A 17,776-nucleotide genomic window follows, 5' to 3' on the forward strand; every position below is an offset into this window, starting at 1 on the left:
GGGCGCGGGGGGGGGGGGGGCCGATTTCGACCGGGGGCGGGGGGGGCGGGGGCCTAGCGTATTGGCGATCGGCACCGGCCGCACGCTGAAGGCCGCGATCGAGCAACTGCCGCCGATGGAATGCCCGCAGCACAAGGTGGTATCGCTGACCGGCAACATCTCGCCGGACGGCTCGGCGGCCTTTTACAACGTCATCTTCACCATGGCTGACAGGGTCAAGGCGCGTTCGTTTCCGATGCCTTTGCCGGTCATCGCTTCCTCGCCCGAGGAGCGCGAGATGCTGCTCAGCCAGCCGATGATCCAGCCGACGCTGGCGCTTGCGGCCGAGGCCGACGTCACCTTTGTCGGCATCGGCGATCTCGGCCCGAAGGCGCCGCTTTACGAGGACGGCTTCATTTCGGAGGGTGAATTAAAGGCGCTGCAGAAGGCCGGCGGCGTCGCCGAGATCGTCGGCTGGGTATTCGATCGTGACGGCCGCATGATCGAGGGCATCACCAATGATCGGGTGTCGTCGGCACCGCTGCCGTCGCGCGAAAAGTCGCTGGTGATCGCGCTTGCCATGGGCGACCGCAAGCTGCCGGGCATCTTCGCCGCCGTCAACCGGCGGCTGGTCAATGGCCTCATCACCGATGAGCGGACCGCCGCCGCCTTGCTGGCGGGCGCATGATCTCCGAGCCGCTGGCGGTCGGAAACGATCATGGGAAATCGAAACGCCCCTGAAGCCCCGATAAAACGAGCGGCACTACTGGTGCCGGCCGCAAGGATCGTTGCCGTCGAGAAAGCCCATGTCGCGCTGCAGATGCGGCGGCAGCTCCCGGACGTCGAGATAGGCCCGTTTCCGCGCCGCGTGCCTTGCCAATCCCCGCGCCAACTGTGAAAACCAGCCATGGGCTGGAGCAAGAAGCAGCTTTTCCTGTATTGTGGTCATGATCGTCAGCCTTCGCTATCTCTAGGCGTAATTGATCTTCAATACGGAATATCGGTAGGACCGGCCGGTGCCGCCAATCAAACGTCGATCACTGCCCATAAGGAGGGCTTATGCCGGAGCTCAATTCACGACAGCTGGTTTCGCAGCTTCCTCCGCTTCAGGCGATCCGGGTGTTCGAGGCGGTGGCGCGGCATCTCTCGTTCACCAAGGCCGCCCAGGAGCTTGGCATGACGCAGGCGGCGGCAAGCTATCAAATCAAGCTTCTGGAGGAGCGCATCGGCGCGCCCCTATTCTTGCGCCAGCCAAAACAGATCGTGCTGACCGAACCCGGCCAGCGCCTGGCGCCCGCGGTCAGCGAGGCGTTCGCGCTGTTGAGCGGCGCCTATGCCGCCGCGCGCACCGGCGCCGACGGCTTGCTTTGCGTTTCGACGCTGCTGACATTTGCCTCCAACTGGCTGGCGCAGCATCTCGGTTCATTCCAGGTCGCGCATCCGTCGCTGGCGGTGCGCGTCGATACTTCGAACAGGGTTGTCGACTTTACCAGAGAGGATATCGACATCGCCATCCGCTCCGGCGGCGGCAACTGGCCGGGCGTCGAGACCCATATGCTTTTCAGGGCCGATTTCACGCCGGTCCTTAGTCCAAAGCTCGCGGCAAGCATCGGCGGCGTCAAGGAGCCGGCCGACCTGCTGCGGCTGCCGATCCTCGACCCGGGTGACATCTGGTGGCGGGACTGGTTTGCCGCCGCCGGCCTGCCGGTCGAGGAGCTGGCCAAGCGTCCCGGCACCAGCATGGGCGCGCAGGCCTACGAGGCCAATGCCGCGATTGCCGGCCACGGCGTGGCGATCGTTACCAAGGCGCTGTTCAAGACCGAACTTGCCGACGGCCGCCTGATCCAGCCCTTTGATCTGGTCGGCGACGACGGCCACGCCTATTGGCTGGTCTATCCGACGGCACGACGCAACGTGCCGAAAATCCGCGCCTTCCGCGATTGGATCCTGAGCGAGATCGCTTGCCAGTAGGCTGAGTCCCAGCAAGCCCGAGCAAAGCGCCGGGCCCAATCAGCCCGGCCGAATCCTTCGTCAGACATGCCGCAAACGTCCCAGGCTTGCCGCTGCACAAGACCCGGCGTGCTGCGCTGCAGCAACGAATCCGTCTTGACATAATTCATCGCAAGTGAGTAATTGCTCACAGCCAAGGCAAATGCTCATCTTGGTTTATGGGAGGAATTTTGATGAAACTTCGCACGTTCACCCTAGGCCTGTTCTCGGCCAGCGCGCTCGCTTTCGCCGCGCATGCCGAATCCATCACCATCGCCACGGTCAACAATGGCGACATGGTCCGCATGCAGAAGCTGACCGACGACTTCACCGCCAAGAATCCCGACGTCCAGCTGCAGTGGGTTACGCTCGAAGAAAACGTTCTGCGCGAGCGCGTCACCACCGACATCGCCACCAAGGGTGGCCAGTACGACGTGATGACCATCGGCACCTATGAAGTGCCGATCTGGGCCAAGCAGAACTGGCTCTTGCCGCTCGACAAGCTCGGCGACGATTACGACGTCAAGGACATCATCCCGGCCATAGCCGGCGGCCTGTCGGTCGACGGCAAGCTCTACGCAGCCCCGTTCTACGGCGAAAGCTCCTTCGTCATGTACCGCAAGGACCTGATGGACAAGGCCGGGCTCAAGATGCCCGATGCACCGACCTGGGACTTCATCAAGCAGGCCGCCGACAAGATGACCGACCGCGCCAACGGCGTGAACGGCGTCTGCCTGCGCGGCAAGGCCGGCTGGGGCGAGAACATAGCCTTCCTGACCGCCATGTCGAACTCATTCGGCGCGCGCTGGTTCGACGAGAACTGGAAGCCGCAATTCGACCAGCCCGAATGGAAGAACACGCTGCAGTTCTATGTCGACCTGATGAAGGCCGACGGCCCCGAGGGCGCGTCGTCCAACGGCTTCAACGAAAACCTTGCGTTGTTCCAGCAGGGCAAATGCGGCATGTGGATCGACGCTACCGTCGCTGCCTCCTTCGTTTCCGACCCGAAGAACTCCACCGTCGCCGACAAGGTCGGCTATGCGCTGGCGCCGGACAATGGCCTCGGCAAGCGCGGCAATTGGCTGTGGGCATGGTCGCTAGCCATCCCCGCCGGCACGCAGAAGGCCGACGCCGCTCAAAAGTTCGTATCCTGGGCAACCAGCAAGCACTATGCCGAGCTCGTCGCCTCGAAGGAAGGCTGGGCCAACGTTCCGCCGGGAACGCGCTCGTCGCTCTATGCCAATCCCGAATACCAGAAGGCAGCACCTTTCGCCAAGATGACGCTGGACTCGATCAACTCCGCCGATCCGACGCACCCGACCGTCAAGCCGGTGCCTTATGTCGGCGTCCAGTTCGTCGCCATTCCTGAGTTCCAGGGTCTCGGCACCACCGTCGGCCAGCTCTTCTCGGCGGCACTTGCCGGCCAGTCGAGCGTCGACGATGCCTTGAAGCAGGCGCAGGACGCCGCCACCGCGACGATGACCGAAGGCGGTTACATCAAGTAAGCTCCTCCCGGTGCCGGTTGCCAATGGCGACCGGCAACGGCCGCCCGAATCCCAGTTCGGGCGGCCAGCTTTCACACCGCTGAAAAACTTGGCCGACCTCGAAGGGTGACCGTCATGGCTACTCAGCAGACCCGTTCGCTTGCCCGTTTCATGATGGCGCCATCCGTGGTGCTGCTGCTGGTCTGGATGATTGTGCCGCTGGCATTCACGCTGTGGTTTTCCTTCCAGCAATACAACCCGCTCAATCCGATGCGCGACGGCTTCGTCGGGTTTTCGAACTACGCGCTGTTCTATTCCAACCCGGCATTCCTGCAGTCGATCCTCAACACGCTCACCATCGTCGTCAGCGTGCTTTTGATCACGGTGATTGGCGGTATTCTGCTCGCCCTTCTGCTCGATCAGCCGATGTGGGGACAGGGCATCGTCCGCATCCTTGTCATCTCGCCGTTCTTTGTCATGCCACCGGTGGCAGCACTGGTCTGGAAGAACATGATCATGCATCCGCAGTACGGGGTTTTCGCCGATATTGCGCGCTTCTTCGGCGGGCAGCCGATCGATTGGTTCGGGCAGCACCCGCTCCTGGCGATCATCATCATCGTTGCCTGGCAATGGCTGCCGTTTGCTACGCTGATCCTGTTGACCGCGCTTCAGTCGCTCGACGGCGAGCAGAAGGAAGCCGCCGAAATGGACGGCGCCGGCTTCATCAGCCGCTTCATCTATTTGACGCTGCCTCACATGTCGCGCGCCATAACCGTCGTCATCCTGATCCAGACGATCTTCCTGCTGTCGGTCTATGCCGAGATCCTCGTCACCACCAACGGCGGCCCGGGTTACGCCTCCACCAACCTGCCCTTCCTCGTCTATCAGAAGGCATTGCTGGAGTTCAAAATCGGCCAGGCGTCCGCCGGCGGTATCATTGCCGTCATTCTCGCCAACATCGTTGCCTTCTTCGCCATGCGCGCTGTCGGCAAGAACCTGGATAAATAAGGGAGGATAAGATGGCACGTGCAGTCACCACCCAGCACAAGACGATTGCTACCGCGGCCGCCTGGATCGTCGCGCTGCTGATCTTCTTCCCGATCCTCTATACGATCATCACCTCGTTCAAGTCGGAGCAGGAGGCTATCCAGGGCTTCAACCTGTTCCCGTCGGGAACCACGGAGAGCTATTCCGAGGTCCAGGCGCAGAACGGCTATTTCAAATTCTTCCTGAACTCGGTGTTCCTGTCGGTCGGCTCGACCATCCTGGCTCTGCTCGTCGCCATACCGGCGGCATGGTCGATGGCGTTTTCGCCGGGCAAACGCACCAAGGACATCCTGATGTGGATGCTTTCCACCAAGATGATGCCGGCCGTCGCCGTTCTGTTTCCGATCTATCTGATCTTCCGCGATACCGGTCTGCTCGACAGCCGCATCGGCCTGATGGTCATGCTGATGCTGATCAACCTGCCGATCGTGGTCTGGATGCTCTACACCTATTTTCGCGAGATCCCGGGCGAGATCCTGGAAGCGGCGCGCATGGACGGCGCATCGCTGTGGAACGAGATAATTTACGTGCTGACGCCGATGGCGGTCCCCGGCATCGCCTCGACCATGCTGCTCAACATCATTCTCGCCTGGAACGAGGCGTTCTGGACGATCCGGCTGACCACCACCGAGGCCGCGCCGCTCACCGCTTTCATCAGTTCCTTCTCCAGCCCGCAGGGGCTGTTCTGGGCCAAGCTTTCGGCCGCCTCGACGCTGGCGATCGCGCCGATCCTGATCATGGGCTGGTTCAGCCAGAAGCAGTTGGTTAGAGGCCTGACATTCGGCGCGGTAAAGTAGCGGGCATTGCCTGACGCAAAACGAAAAGATAGCCCTTCGGGGGAGGAAACCATGGGAAACATCACGCTCAAGAACGTCTCCAAATCCTTCGGGGCGACGTCCATCATCCCCGGCCTCGATCTGGTCATCGAGGACGGAGAGTTCGTCGTCTTCGTCGGCCCGTCGGGCTGCGGCAAATCCACCCTGTTGCGTCTGATCGCCGGCCTCGAGGACACCAGCGGCGGCACCATCATCATCGATGGTCGCGACGTCACCGGCGAGGCGCCGGCTAAGCGCAAGCTGGCTATGGTGTTCCAGTCCTATGCGCTCTACCCGCACATGACGGTGGCCAAGAACATCGCCTTCCCGCTGAAGATGGCGGGCGAGGACCAGGCGACCATCGACAAGAAGGTGAAGGACGCCGCGCGGATCCTGAACCTCACCAACTACCTCGACCGCCGCCCCGGCCAGCTCTCCGGCGGCCAGCGGCAGCGCGTCGCCATCGGCCGCGCCATCGTGCGCCAGCCATCGGCCTTCCTGTTCGACGAGCCTTTGTCCAATCTCGACGCGGCGCTGCGCGGTACCATGCGGCTGGAGATCAGCGAGCTGCATCACCAGCTCAAGACCACCATGGTCTACGTCACCCACGACCAGATCGAGGCGATGACCATGGCCGACAAGATCGTCGTGCTCAATGCCGGCAATATCGAGCAGGTCGGCTCGCCGATGGAGCTCTATAAGACGCCGAAGAACCTGTTCGTCGCCGGCTTCATAGGTTCGCCGAAGATGAACCTGATCGAAGGCGCGCCGGCCGCCAAATATGGCGCCAAGACAGTCGGCATCCGCCCGGAGCATATGAACATTTCGAAGACGTCAGGCGACTGGAAGGCGACGGTCGGGGTTGCCGAGCATCTCGGCTCCGACACGTTTTTGCACGTCCAGGCGGATGGTGTCGGGCAGCTGACGGTGCGTGCCGACGGCGAGTTGGCCGCCCATCACGGCGACACAATCTACCTGACGCCGGAAAAGGCCAAGCTGCATCGTTTCGGCGCCGACGGGAAGGCGATGCTGCAATGAGGCTCCGGGGTAAATCGGCGCTGATTACCGGATCGGCGCGTGGCATCGGCAGGGCGTTTGCCGAAGCCTACATGCGCGAAGGGGCGACGGTCGCGATTGGCGACATCAATCTCGAAGCCGCCGAGAAGACGGCTTCGGAAATCGGCCGCAATGCCTACGCGGTAAAGCTCGACGTCACCGATCTCGCGTCTATCGATGAGGCCGTCAAGGCGGTCGAAGCCAGGGCCGGCGGCCTCGATATCTTGATCAACAACGCTGCTTTGTTCGACTTGGCGCCGATCGTCGAGATCACCAAGACAAGCTACGACAAATTGTTTTCGGTCAACGTCGCCGGCACGCTGTTTACGTTGCAGGCCGCCGCCCGTTCGATGATTGCCCGCGGCAAGGGCGGCAAGATCATCAATATGGCAAGCCAGGCCGGGCGCCGCGGCGAGGCGGTGGTTGCCGTCTACTGCGCCACCAAGGCCGCGGTCATCTCGCTCACCCAGTCGGCAGGGCTCGACCTGATCAAACACCGCATCAATGTCAACGCGATAGCACCGGGCGTCGTCGACGGCGAGCATTGGGACCATGTCGATGCCTTGTTCGCCAAGTTCGAGAACCGGCCGAGAGGCGAGAAGAAGAGGCTGGTCGGCGAAGCCGTGCCTTATGGCCGCATGGGCACGGCGCAAGACCTCACCGGCATGGCGGTGTTCCTGGCCAGCGATGAGGCCGAGTACATCGTCGCCCAGACCTATAATGTCGATGGCGGCCAGTGGATGAGTTGAGGGGGCGAAGGCGCTCTTCCCCCCGTCTCCTCCGCGGGGGGAAGAGCCGTCCCGCTAAAGGGTAAAAGCAGATGACCGTGAAACTCTCTTCTTCCATCCTCGCCAAGCTGCCGCCCAAGGTCGCCGGCCCGAAATATAATCGCGCCGCGCTCAAGGCCGGCATCGTGCATTTCGGCGTCGGCAATTTCCATCGCTCGCACCAGGCCGTCTATCTCGACGACCTGTTCAATTCGGGTGTCGGCCACGACTGGGCCATTGTTGGCGCCGGCGTCTTCGAGGGCGAGAAGGTCGGCCGCGGCAAGTTGCAGGAGCAGGACTGGCTGACCACCGTGGTCGAGCAGGACAGCGGCCATATGAGCGCGCGCGTCACCGGCGTCATGATCGACTTCCTGGTGCCGGGCGATGCGGCCGCAATCGTCGAGCGGCTTGCCGATCCGGCGATCAAGATCGTCTCCCTGACCATTACCGAGGGCGGCTATTTCATCGATCCGGCATCCGGCGTCTTCAATCCGACACATCCCGACATCGTTGCCGACGCTGAGCCGGGGGCGACGCCGAAGACCGTCTTCGGCCTCGTCCTCGCCGGGCTGCTGCGCCGCCGCGCCGACGGTATCGTGCCCTTCACAATCATGTCCTGCGACAACATCCCCCATAACGGCCACGTCACCTCAGATGGCGTCATCGGCCTTGCGCGGCTGATCGACGAAGGTTTGGCAAACTGGGTGAGCGAGAACGTTACCTTTCCCAATGGCATGGTCGACCGCATCACGCCGGCCACCACCGACCGCGAGCGCGGCATTCTCTCCAGCGAGTTCGGCCTCGACGACAATTGGCCGGTGTTTTGCGAACCGTTCAAGCAATGGGTGCTGGAGGACCGTTTCACCGACGGCCGCCCGCCGCTGGAAAAAGTCGGCGTGCAGTTCGTCAGCGACGTCGCGCCCTATGAGCTGATGAAGATCCGCATCCTCAATGGCGGCCATGCGACCATCGCCTATCCGGCCGGGCTGATGGACATCCATTTCGTCCATGAGGCGATGCAGGAGCCGCTGGTACGCGGCTTCCTCGACAAGCTCGAGCATGACGAAATCATCCCGACCGTGCCGCCGGTTCCGGACACCGACCTCGAAGATTACTACCAGCTCATCGAGCACCGCTTCTCCAATCCGAAGATCGGCGACACCATACGCCGGCTTTGCCTCGACGGCTCCAACCGCCAGCCGAAATTCATCATCCCGACCATCACCGACCGGCTGAAGGCTGGCAAAAGTGTCACCGGCCTTGCGCTGGAATCGGCGCTCTGGTGTCGCTACTGCTTCGGCACGACGGATTCCGGTGCCGTCACCGAGCCCAACGACCCGAACTGGGGCCGGTTGCAGGCGACGGCCAAGGCGGCCAGGGACATGCCTGCCGCCTGGCTTGCCATGGAGGACATCTATGGCGATGTCGGCCGCTCGCCGCCGTTCGCTGAAGCCTTCGGCCAAGCGCTGAGACTGCTGTGGGCGGACGGCGCGCGCGCGACACTGACGCGCTATCTCGCCGGCGACCTCTGAAGCCGATCCAGCGCGATGACGCCTGAACTGGTCATTTTCGACTGTGACGGCGTGCTGGTGGACAGTGAGATGCTGTCCGTCTCGGCATTGCTGGAGATGATCGCGCTTGCCGGTGGCAACGTCAGCGAGGACATTGCCTACGAGCACTTCCTCGGCAAGAGCATGAAGAGCGTCCGCGAAATCCTCGCAAGCGACTTCGGGCTCGATCTCACCGACCAGCATCTGACCGAGATGCGCTCCGAACTGATGCGCAGATTCCGCGAGGAGCTGAAACCGATGCCAGGTATCGCACAGGTCCTGCCGAGGCTCGGCGTACCGTGCTGCGTCGCCTCCTCCGGCACCCTGGAACGCATCCGCTATGCGCTCGCCGTCACCGGGTTGCTTGGGCTGCTGGAGCCGCATTTGTTCAGCGCCGCCATGGTGGCGCGGGGCAAACCGGCGCCCGATCTCTTTCTCCATGCAGCAGATAAAATGAGAGCGGCCCCGCGAAACTGCCTCGTCGTCGAGGACAGCCCGGCCGGCATCGAAGCGGCGCGGGCGGCCGGCATGCGCGTCCTTGCCTTCACCGGCGGCTCGCACACCGGCAACCCGGCATTGAAAGCGCGGCTTGCGTCGAGTGAGCCGGACTTTATATTCGCTGACATGCTGCAATTGCCCGATCTGATTGCAGGCCTGGGAGCGAGAGCAAGAACACCTTGACCAACAGTTTCGTTTGCGCGGTCGATGTCGGCACCGGAAGCGCTCGTGCCGGCATTCTCGACACCGGTGGCGCCTTGCTCGGCCGCGCCGAGCACCCGATCGCCATGCAACAGCCGAAGGCCGACCATGCCGAGCACGATTCGCAGGATATATGGTCGGCGGTGTGCATGGCCGTCCGCGCTGCCCGCGAAAAGGCGGGCGTGCGGGCCGAGGATATCGTCGGCATCTCCTTTGATGCCACCTGCTCGCTGGTGGTGCGAGACCGGCATGGCGGCCAGCTCAGCGTGTCCGTCACTGGTGAAAGGCGCTGGGACACCATTGTCTGGCTCGACCATCGCGCAATTGCCGAGGCCGATGAATGCACTGAAAGCGGCCACGCTGTGCTCGACTATATCGGCGGCGTCATGTCGCCGGAAATGGAGACGCCGAAGCTGATGTGGCTGAAGCGCAACCTGCCCGGAACATGGAACGAAGCCGGCTATCTATTCGACCTCACCGACTTCCTCACCTGGAAGGCAAGCGGCTCGCTCTCCCGTTCACAATGCACGCTGACCGCCAAATGGACCTATCTAGCCCATGAAGCGACCGGCTGGCGGCGCGACTTCTTCGAAGCCGTCGGGCTCGGCGATGTCTTTGAGCACGGCAACCTGCCGGAAAAGGCAAGCCCGGTCGGTGCCGATATCGGCCCGCTCGGCGCGCAAGCCGCGACGGAGCTTGGCCTCACCGAAAAATGCCGGGTCGGCGCCGGCGTCATCGATGCCTATGCCGGCGCGCTTGGCGTGCTCGGCGGTTTCGCCGGTGACGCAACGAACATCGGCCGCCATCTGGCCCTGATTGCCGGTACGTCGAGTTGCGTCATGGCGATGTCGCCCGATCCGCGGCCTTTCGCCGGTGTCTGGGGCCCATATTATGGCGCAGCCCTGCCCGGCCTGTGGCTGTCGGAAGGTGGCCAGTCGGCCACCGGCGCGCTGCTCGACCACATCATCCGCTGGCATGGCGCCGGCGGCGAGCCGGATGCCGCCATGCATGCCAGGATTGCCCACCGCGTCGCCGGGCTGCGCGCCGCCGAGGGCGACAACCTCGCCGCAAGGCTGCACGTACTGCCCGATTTTCACGGCAACCGCTCCCCGCTCGCCGACCCGCATGCCGTCGGCGTCATCAGCGGGCTGACGCTGGATGCCTCTTTCGACAGTCTGTGCAAGCTCTACTGGCGCACCGCCGTCAGCGTCGCGCTTGGCGTCCGTCATGTGCTGGAAGCGCTGAACGAGAACGGCTATCTGATCGACACGCTGCACGTCACCGGCGGCCACACCAAGAACCCGCTGTTGATGGAGCTCTATGCCGATGCCACCGGCTGCACGGTGGTCGAGCCGCTGGCGGACGAGGCGGTGCTGCTCGGCACCGGCATGATTGCCGCCACCGCGGCCAGGCTTTTTCCCGATTTGAACGCTGCCTGCGTCGCCATGCAACAGGGCGGCAGGACGCGAGAGCCCAATCCGGCTGCCGCCGGCCGGTTCGATCGCGACTACCGCGTGTTTCTCGAAATGCACAGGCAAAGGCAGGCGCTGGACGCGATCCGATAAATCGGATCGGTTGCTATCTCTGGTTCCAGCGCCGGATGACCGGCTCGTCAAGGTCGTGCTCATAACCGAGCACGCTTATGCTGGCGGTATCCAGCACGAAAAACGCGCCGGCTTGCGGCGGCAGGCCGAGCCAGCGTGCGGCCAGCACTCTAAGGAAATGCGAGCTTGAGAAGACCAGGACATTGCTGCCGACCTCGCGCAACCGGCTGACGATCCGGTCCGCCCTCGAGCCGACATCCGTGGCGGACTCGCCGCTCGGGCAGCCGTCGCGAAAAAGACGCCAGCCGGGGCGCTCGGCGAGGATTTGCTTGGTGGTCAATCCCTCATAGGCACCATAATCCCACTCCGCCAGATCGTCCTTCTTCACGCCTGACGAGCCGAAGCCGGCCAGCGCACAGGTGTTGAAGGCGCGCTGCGACGGGCTCGACCACACCGCCGAGAAGGACAGGCCCTTGAGCCGCTCAGCGATCCGCCTTGCCGCCTCCTCGCCGACCGGCGTCAGCGGTATGTCGGTTCGGCCGGTATGTTTTCCGGACGCACTCCATTCCGTCTCGCCATGCCGAACCAGATAGATTTCGGGAAACGTGCTCATCAGGCTGCCTTTCAAATGGATCTGCCGCGACCATAGCGGCTTCCATAGCCTCTCCAACAGCCTGCATGGAGCTGACTGGCTTAACCCTTCCGCAAGTCAGCCTCTTGCCACCGGTGCCTATTTCATAGACAAACTCGCCGTAATGCGGAATCCGGCCGATCATGGCCGTTTCCGCGCTGAGACGCGGCTTCCGGCTCTTGCCGACGTGCCGCAATCGGATAGGCGGAAAACTAGAATGTCTGCGATCGAAGCCGACGCTCGCGCGCCGGAAAACCTTTGGCGTCGGGAAATCAGGGCGATGCTGGCGCTCGCCTGGCCGATGGTGCTGACCAATCTCGGCCAGACCGCGATGACCGCTACCGACGTCATGATGATGGGACGGCTGGGGCCGGACACGCTGGCCAGTGGTGCGCTTGGTGCCAACCTCTACTTCATGCCGCTCATCTTCGGGCTCGGCCTGATGCTGGCGACCTCGCCGATGATGGCGACCGAGCTCGGCCGCCGTCGGCACTCGGTGCGCGACCTGCGCCGCACCGTGCGCCAGGGTCTGTGGCTGGCGATCCTCATTTGCATTCCGATATGGGCCCTTCTCTGGCACGGCGAGAGCGTGTTGCTGGCCATGGGTCAGGAACCGGCGTTGGCGCACCAGGCCGGCATCTATCTGCGCTGGCTCGAATGGGCGGTGCTGCCCTTTTTCGGCTACATCGTCCTGCGCTCGTTCATTTCGGCGCTGGAGCGGCCGGGCTGGGCACTGATCATCGTTTTCGTTGCCGTCGCCTGCAATGCCTTCTTCAACTGGCTGTTCATGTTCGGCAATCTCGGCATCCCTTCGATGGGCATCGCCGGCTCCGGCCTTGCCACCACTCTGTCCAGCACGCTGATGTTCGCCGGCATGGCGATGGTGGTGATGCTTGAGAAGAAGTTCCGGCGCTATCGTCTGTTCGGACGCTTCTGGCGCGCCGACTGGCCGCGCTTCAAGGGCCTGCTGCGGCTCGGCCTGCCGATCGCCGGCCTGCTGGCGTTCGAGGTGACGATCTTCAACGCGGCCGCCTTTCTCATGGGCCTGATCGATGCGGCTTCGCTTGCCGCCCATGCGATCGCCATCCAGATCGCCTCGGTCACCTTTATGGTGCCGCTCGGCCTCAACCAGGCGGTGACGGTGCGCGTCGGACTTGCCCACGGCGCCGGCAATCCGGAAGGTGTCAGCCGGGCTGGCTGGACCGCCTATGTCGTCGGTGTCTCCTTCATGGCGCTGATGGGGCTGGTGATGATCCTGTGGCCGCATCTCTTGATCGGCGCCTTCATCGATCTGGGCAATCCGGCTAATGCCGAGGTGGTGGCGCTTGCCGTCTCGTTCCTCGCCTTTGCTGCGCTGTTCCAGGTTTTTGACGGTGCGCAGGCGGTCGCCAGCGGCATGCTGCGCGGCCTGCACGACACCAAGGTGCCGATGATCTATGCCGCGATCGGCTATTGGGGCATCGGGCTGCCGCTCGGCGTGCTGCTGGCCTTTCGTTTCGGCTTCAACGGCGTCGGCATCTGGATCGGCCTGTCGTCGGGACTGGCGGTGGTTGCGGCACTCCTGCTGGTGCGCTGGCTGCGGCGTGACAGGATCGCGCCGCCGCTGGTATTCGGGCGTTGAATTGCTGGTCGCCCGCTCAGCGGGCCGCCGCCCGCTGCTCGAGCGAACGTGCGTATTGCGTCAGCGGAAAGCACATGCCGAAGAAGATCAGCGCTACCAGCCCATAGACTTTGAATGGTTCGAAGGTCGCATTGTTGATCGCGTTGGATGTCCTCACCAGCTCCTCGAAACCGATGATCGACGTCAGCGCGGTCGACTTGATCAGCTGCACCAGAAAGCCGACGGTCGGTGCGCGGGTGATCGAAAACGCCTGAGGTAAGATGATCAGCCGGAGTTCCTGCAGATAGTGCAGGCCGAGGCTGGCGCCGGCGTCCCACTGGCCGCGCGGCAGCGCATCGACGCCGCCGCGCCAGATCTCGGCGAGATAGGCGCTGGCGAAGAAGGTCAGGCCAAGCACCGCCGCGGTCCACGGCTCGATGCGCAGGCCCAGCATCGGCAAGCCGAAGAACATCAGGAAGAGCTGCATCAGCAGCGGCGTGCCCTGGAAAAGCGCGATGTAGCCGGAGGCAAACCGGCGCGCCCATTTATTCTTGGCGATCCGGAAGAACAGCACGATCATGCCGACCACGGCCCCGCCGACAAACGCGGCCAGCGACAAGAGCACCGTCCAGCGCGCCGCCAGCAGCAGGTTGCGCAGAATGTCCCAGAAGGTGAATTCGATCATGACACGCCGGCTCCGAGAAGCCGGCGGCCGCCGCCGACCAGCAGCCGGCGCAGCCCAATCGACAGGGCGAGGTAGACCATCGTCACTACGAAATAGGTCTCGAAAGCCCGGAACGTGCGCGCCTGCAGCATGTCGGCTTCATAGGTCAGCTCGCGAACGGCGATCTGCGATACCACGGCGGATTCCAGCATCATGATGACGATCTGGCTGGTCAGCGCCGGATAGATCACCTTGAGCGCCTGCGGCAGCACGATCTTGATGAAGACCTGGCGCGGCCTGAGCCCAAGCGCCAGTGCCGCTTCCGTCTGCCCGGGCGGCACCGCGTCGAGCCCGGCGCCAACGATCTCGATCGTGTAGGCGGCCATGTTGAGCGTCATCGCCAACATGGCTGCCAGCACCGGATCGAGCCTGACGCCGATGCTGGGCAGCCCGAAGAAGATGAAGAACAGCTGCACCAGGAACGGCGTGTTGCGGATCATCTCGACATAGACGCCGATCGCCCGCTTGAGCAGCAGCGGACCGTTCCGCCGCCCTGCCGCGCCGAGGATGCTGAGCAACGTTCCCGCCAGCGTGGTGACAGTGATCAGCAGGATCGTCGTGGCCGCGCCGCGCGCGATCGCCCCTGTTGCCCCGGCAAGCCAGCCGAAGTCGAGGCTATAGGTCACTGGCCGTCAATCCTTGAGATTGGCGGGATCGAGCGGTGTCTTCAGCCAGGCCTTCGAGCTTTCGTCCAGTTTGCCGTCGGCCAGCATCTTGGCGACCGCATCGTTGACCGCTTGCTTGAGGCGGTCTTCCTTCTTGTTGAGGCCGATATGCGAGGGCGAGGTGAGAAGCTGGAATTTCTGCTCCGGCTTCAGTTCCTCCTGCCGGGCGAGCACCTGGGCGCCGACATCGTTGCCGACCACCATCAGTTGGGTCTGGCCCGAGATGAACGCCTGGATGACGGAATTATAGTTGTCGAAACGGCGGATGTCGGCCGAGGCGGGTGCCGCCTCGGTCAGCGAGGTGTCCTCCAGCGTGCCGCGATTGACGGCGATCGACTTGTCGGCAAGGTCTTCCTTGCCTTTGACCGAGAGTGCTGCCGGGCCGATGACGGCGATGTAGTAGGGTGCGTAGGCGGCGGCGAAATCGATTACCTGCTCTCGCTCCTTGGAGTAGCCGACGCTCATCAGCAGGTCGACGCGCTTGTCGGTCAGGTACGGAATGCGGTTCTGGCCGGTCACGCTGACCAGATTGAGCTTGACCTTGAGCTGGTCGGCGATGGATTGCGCCACGTCGATGTCGTAGCCCTTGATGCTCATGTCGGCGCTGGCCGAGGAGAAGGGCGGGAAGTCGGAAAAGATGCCGACATTGATGGCGCCGGCCTTGGCGATGTCGTCGATCGCGTCGGCATTGACGGCCTGCGTGGTGAAAGCAAAACCGGTCGCGCCGAGCATCAGCACGGCGGCGATGGACGATTTGAGTTTCATGTGAAGTGTCATTGTCATTCCCCTGCTGGAAGCTTGTTTGTTTGAGTGCAACCGCCGGCTCCAGCGCGGCGGTCGCCTTTGGATTCTCTGGTGGACCATGATCTTCTCCGAAAACCGGTTCCCACTTTCGGGATCATGGTCGAGCGTGTCAGCCCGCCTTGCCGGTGATTGCCGGGCTGAAGACCATCAGGCTGAGGATCTCGAACAGCACCTGCGCGCCGGCGTGCGCCGTGTTGGTGGTCGCGTCGTACTGCGGTGCCACCTCGACCACGTCGCCGCCGACGATGTTGAGTCCCTTCAGGCCGCGCAGCAGCTCGAGCACTTCGCGCGTCGTCAGCCCGCCGACTTCCGGTGTGCCGGTGCCCGGCGCGAAGGCCGGATCGATGCTGTCGATGTCGAAGGAGACATAGGTCGGGCCGTCGCCGACTATCCTGCGCGCCTTCTCGATAATGGCGGGAATGCCGAGGCCGGTCACCTCTTCGGCATGCACGACGGTCATGCCGGACTCATAGGTGAACTCCCACAGATATTCGGCCGAGCCGCGAATGCCGATCTGGATGGTGCGGCTCGGGTCGAGCACGCCGTCCAGCACCGCGTTGCGGAACGGCCCGCCATGGTGGAACTTGGTCATGTCGAACAGGCCGCTGGTATCGCAATGGGCGTCGATATGGATCATGCCCACCGGCGCCCTCTTGCCGACAGCCTTCAGGATCGGGTGGCTGATCGAATGGTCGCCGCCGACAGACAAGGGCAGGACGCCGGCGTCGACGATCTGGTTGGTGCGGCGTTCGATGTCGTCATGGCTGGTCTCCAGCCGGTAGCGGCTCTGGAACGGGATGTCGCCGATGTCGGCGACCTTCAGCTCATGCGTCGGTGCGCATTCCAGCACATGATTGTAGGGGCCGATGCGCTCGATGGCGCGCAGTGCCCTTGGCCCGAAACGGGCGCCCGGCCGGTTGGTGACGCCCAGATCCATCGGCACACCGATCATCGCCACCTGCAGATCGCCGAAATCCGGATTGTCGGCGGCGATTTCACGATAGGGCGCCGCGAGGAAGGTCGGGATGCCGGAATAGGGCGCCAGTCGCGTGCCGGTCTTGGAGAAGATCTTGTCGGCGACACGCTGGAATTTCGGGTCGAACATTTCGCCGCCATGGCTCTCGCCGTATTTGCGGCGCAACGCTTCGAGCTTGCCGCGGTCGTAACCCATGTCGGTCCTCCATGGCTGGTGCGGCGCGCGGGCGGCGGCCTCGATAGCCGCAGCCGCCGGCTGCCTGCAGATTTCACGTCTTGATGCAATGCCTGGGCAAAGTGTCCCGTAGCTGCATTGAAAAATCAATTGATATTGTTAGGGTGTTATCTGTGAGAAAATCTCACAGAGCCTAGGGTCCAAATGGCCAAGCGTTTGCCACCGCTCAACCCGCTGCGCGCCTTCGAGGCAACGGCGCGCCACGCCTCGCTGAGCAAGGCGGCGGCTGAGCTCAACGTCACCCACGGCGCCATCAGCCATCAGATCAAGGCGCTCGAGCAATCGTTGGGTGTCAAGCTGTTCGAGCGTGCCGGTCAGCGGGTGAAGCTGACGCCGCACGGCGCCGAGTTGCTGCCGGCGGTGTCGACCGCCTTCGACGGCATTGCCGCTGCCACGCAGCGCATGACGAGGCCGGCCAGCACCGGCGTTCTCTCTGTATCCTGCGTGCCGGCGCTACTGTTGCTGTGGATGATCCCGCGGCTGGGCAGCTTCACCTCACAATATCCGGATATCAGGCTGACGCTGATCCCATCCAATGATGCCAAGGATGTCCGCGCACCGCATATCGATGTCTGCGTGCACTATGGTGGCGGCAGCTGGACCGACTGCTGGATGCGCAAATGGTCGGGCCTCGAACTGTTCCCGGTGGTCAGCCCGACGCTGATCAACAACCGCCCGATCCGCACCGTCCGCGACCTCGCCGATCACGTCTTCCTGCATGGCGACGACGGCCGCGAATGGCATACCTGGCTGGCCGCCGCCGACGCGCTGGACCTCGAGCGCGGCCGTCGCCATCATCTCGGCGATGCGCGGATGGCGACCGAGGCCGCGGTTCACGGCCATGGCGTGGCGCTCGGCGATACGGTGACGGCAAGCGGACTGCTCGCCAGGGGCCTGCTTGTCGCCCCGTTCAGCCTTTCCGTGCCGGCCGTCGACGATTTCTACGTCGTCTGCCGCAATGAGATGCGGTCGGCGCCGATCGTGCAATTGTTCATCGACTGGCTGTTTGCCGAGAAAGAACAGGCCGACCGCCGCGCTGACGCACCGGTGGCAGGCCGCATCGGCATTCGCCGCAAGCGTCCAGCGCTCAAGGTGGTCGGCGCCAAGACCGCATCCTGAGGCCGAAACTGCCGTAGGCGCCGCTTGCAGCAGGGGCTTCTTTTTGTCGGGCCAGCCCGCAAAGCGGGAGGCGCGTTCAAAAATTCGATGCTA

18 protein-coding genes are annotated in these 17,776 nt (G+C 63.5%); 12 read left to right on the top strand and 6 right to left on the bottom strand.

From position 1 onward, the window contains the following. Window positions 1-667 (top strand): sugar-binding transcriptional regulator (locus tag NKH28_RS00005; RefSeq protein ID WP_352977435.1); only part of this gene is annotated, 667 nt, incomplete at its 5' end. 75 nt (window positions 668-742) lie between these two features. On the opposite strand, the gene NKH28_RS00010 is transcribed toward NKH28_RS00005, so the two are convergent. After that, window positions 743-928: a hypothetical protein gene (locus tag NKH28_RS00010; protein WP_023676996.1), complete on the bottom strand. Its 186-nt coding sequence runs from the start codon at window positions 926-928 to the stop codon at window positions 743-745. 110 nt (window positions 929-1,038) lie between these two features. Here NKH28_RS00010 and gcvA (NKH28_RS00015) point away from each other — a divergent pair, with 110 nt between their 5' ends. The 9 genes from gcvA (NKH28_RS00015) to NKH28_RS00055 all read left to right on the top strand — a co-directional run bounded on the left by gcvA (NKH28_RS00015) (window position 1,039) and on the right by NKH28_RS00055 (window position 10,951). Beyond that, the gene (gcvA, locus tag NKH28_RS00015) at window positions 1,039-1,950 is read left to right on the top strand and encodes a transcriptional regulator GcvA (protein WP_352977437.1); all 912 of its coding nucleotides are present in this window, start codon (window positions 1,039-1,041) and stop codon (window positions 1,948-1,950) included. A 212-nt stretch (window positions 1,951-2,162) separates the two neighbouring features. Further along, the gene (locus NKH28_RS00020; protein WP_352977439.1) at window positions 2,163-3,473 is read left to right on the top strand and encodes an ABC transporter substrate-binding protein; all 1,311 of its coding nucleotides are present in this window, start codon (window positions 2,163-2,165) and stop codon (window positions 3,471-3,473) included. Window positions 3,474-3,587: 114 nt separating this feature from the next. After that, window positions 3,588-4,460 carry a carbohydrate ABC transporter permease gene (locus tag NKH28_RS00025; protein WP_031195183.1) on the top strand — a complete coding sequence of 291 codons (873 nt, stop codon included), beginning with the start codon at window positions 3,588-3,590 and terminating at the stop codon, window positions 4,458-4,460. 11 nt (window positions 4,461-4,471) lie between these two features. Next, window positions 4,472-5,296: a carbohydrate ABC transporter permease gene (locus NKH28_RS00030; protein WP_023676992.1), complete on the top strand. Its 825-nt coding sequence runs from the start codon at window positions 4,472-4,474 to the stop codon at window positions 5,294-5,296. 51 nt (window positions 5,297-5,347) lie between these two features. Then, on the top strand, window positions 5,348-6,352 hold the full coding sequence (locus NKH28_RS00035) for an ABC transporter ATP-binding protein (RefSeq protein WP_023676991.1): 1,005 nt from the start codon (window positions 5,348-5,350) through the stop codon (window positions 6,350-6,352). After that, entirely contained in the window at window positions 6,349-7,119 is a 771-nt protein-coding gene (locus NKH28_RS00040; protein WP_352449477.1) for an L-iditol 2-dehydrogenase, read from the top strand. Before NKH28_RS00035 ends, NKH28_RS00040 begins: the two co-directional genes overlap by 4 nt. Window positions 7,120-7,190: 71 nt before the next feature. Further along, a complete protein-coding gene (locus tag NKH28_RS00045; RefSeq protein ID WP_352977441.1) occupies window positions 7,191-8,669 on the top strand; it encodes a mannitol dehydrogenase family protein in 1,479 nt (492 codons plus the stop codon). A 15-nt stretch (window positions 8,670-8,684) separates the two neighbouring features. Then, window positions 8,685-9,368, top strand: coding sequence for an HAD family hydrolase (locus tag NKH28_RS00050; protein ID WP_352588650.1), 684 nt, complete (start codon window positions 8,685-8,687; stop codon window positions 9,366-9,368). After that, window positions 9,365-10,951: an FGGY-family carbohydrate kinase gene (locus NKH28_RS00055; RefSeq protein WP_352977442.1), complete on the top strand. Its 1,587-nt coding sequence runs from the start codon at window positions 9,365-9,367 to the stop codon at window positions 10,949-10,951. The genes NKH28_RS00050 and NKH28_RS00055 overlap by 4 nt, the downstream gene beginning before the upstream one ends. Before the next feature lie 13 nt (window positions 10,952-10,964). On the opposite strand, the gene NKH28_RS00060 is transcribed toward NKH28_RS00055, so the two are convergent. Continuing rightward, window positions 10,965-11,546: a histidine phosphatase family protein gene (locus tag NKH28_RS00060; RefSeq protein ID WP_352615148.1), complete on the bottom strand. Its 582-nt coding sequence runs from the start codon at window positions 11,544-11,546 to the stop codon at window positions 10,965-10,967. Window positions 11,547-11,778: 232 nt separating this feature from the next. Between NKH28_RS00060 and NKH28_RS00065 the strand changes: the two genes are divergently transcribed. Next, the gene (locus NKH28_RS00065) at window positions 11,779-13,182 is read left to right on the top strand and encodes an MATE family efflux transporter (RefSeq protein ID WP_352615069.1); all 1,404 of its coding nucleotides are present in this window, start codon (window positions 11,779-11,781) and stop codon (window positions 13,180-13,182) included. 16 nt (window positions 13,183-13,198) lie between these two features. Here the strand turns inward: NKH28_RS00065 and NKH28_RS00070 are convergent, their stop codons facing one another. The 4 genes from NKH28_RS00070 to speB form a co-directional block, all read right to left on the bottom strand. Then, window positions 13,199-13,846 carry an amino acid ABC transporter permease gene (locus tag NKH28_RS00070; protein WP_352977444.1) on the bottom strand — a complete coding sequence of 216 codons (648 nt, stop codon included), beginning with the start codon at window positions 13,844-13,846 and terminating at the stop codon, window positions 13,199-13,201. After that, a complete protein-coding gene (locus tag NKH28_RS00075) occupies window positions 13,843-14,511 on the bottom strand; it encodes an amino acid ABC transporter permease (protein ID WP_352819616.1) in 669 nt (222 codons plus the stop codon). The genes NKH28_RS00070 and NKH28_RS00075 overlap by 4 nt, the downstream gene beginning before the upstream one ends. 6 nt (window positions 14,512-14,517) lie before the next feature. Next, window positions 14,518-15,327 carry a transporter substrate-binding domain-containing protein gene (locus tag NKH28_RS00080; RefSeq protein ID WP_352472382.1) on the bottom strand — a complete coding sequence of 270 codons (810 nt, stop codon included), beginning with the start codon at window positions 15,325-15,327 and terminating at the stop codon, window positions 14,518-14,520. Window positions 15,328-15,463: 136 nt separating this feature from the next. Further along, window positions 15,464-16,525, bottom strand: a complete 1,062-nt coding sequence (gene speB / locus NKH28_RS00085) for an agmatinase (RefSeq protein ID WP_352977446.1) — start codon at window positions 16,523-16,525, stop codon at window positions 15,464-15,466. A 183-nt stretch (window positions 16,526-16,708) separates the two neighbouring features. Here speB and gcvA (NKH28_RS00090) point away from each other — a divergent pair, with 183 nt between their 5' ends. Then, window positions 16,709-17,683, top strand: a complete 975-nt coding sequence (gene gcvA, locus NKH28_RS00090; protein ID WP_352977448.1) for a transcriptional regulator GcvA — start codon at window positions 16,709-16,711, stop codon at window positions 17,681-17,683. Window positions 17,684-17,776 lie beyond the last annotated feature (93 nt).

The sequence above is a fragment of the Mesorhizobium sp. M1227 genome (assembly GCF_040318315.1).
In the GTDB taxonomy this organism is placed as follows: Bacteria; Pseudomonadota; Alphaproteobacteria; order Rhizobiales; family Rhizobiaceae; genus Mesorhizobium.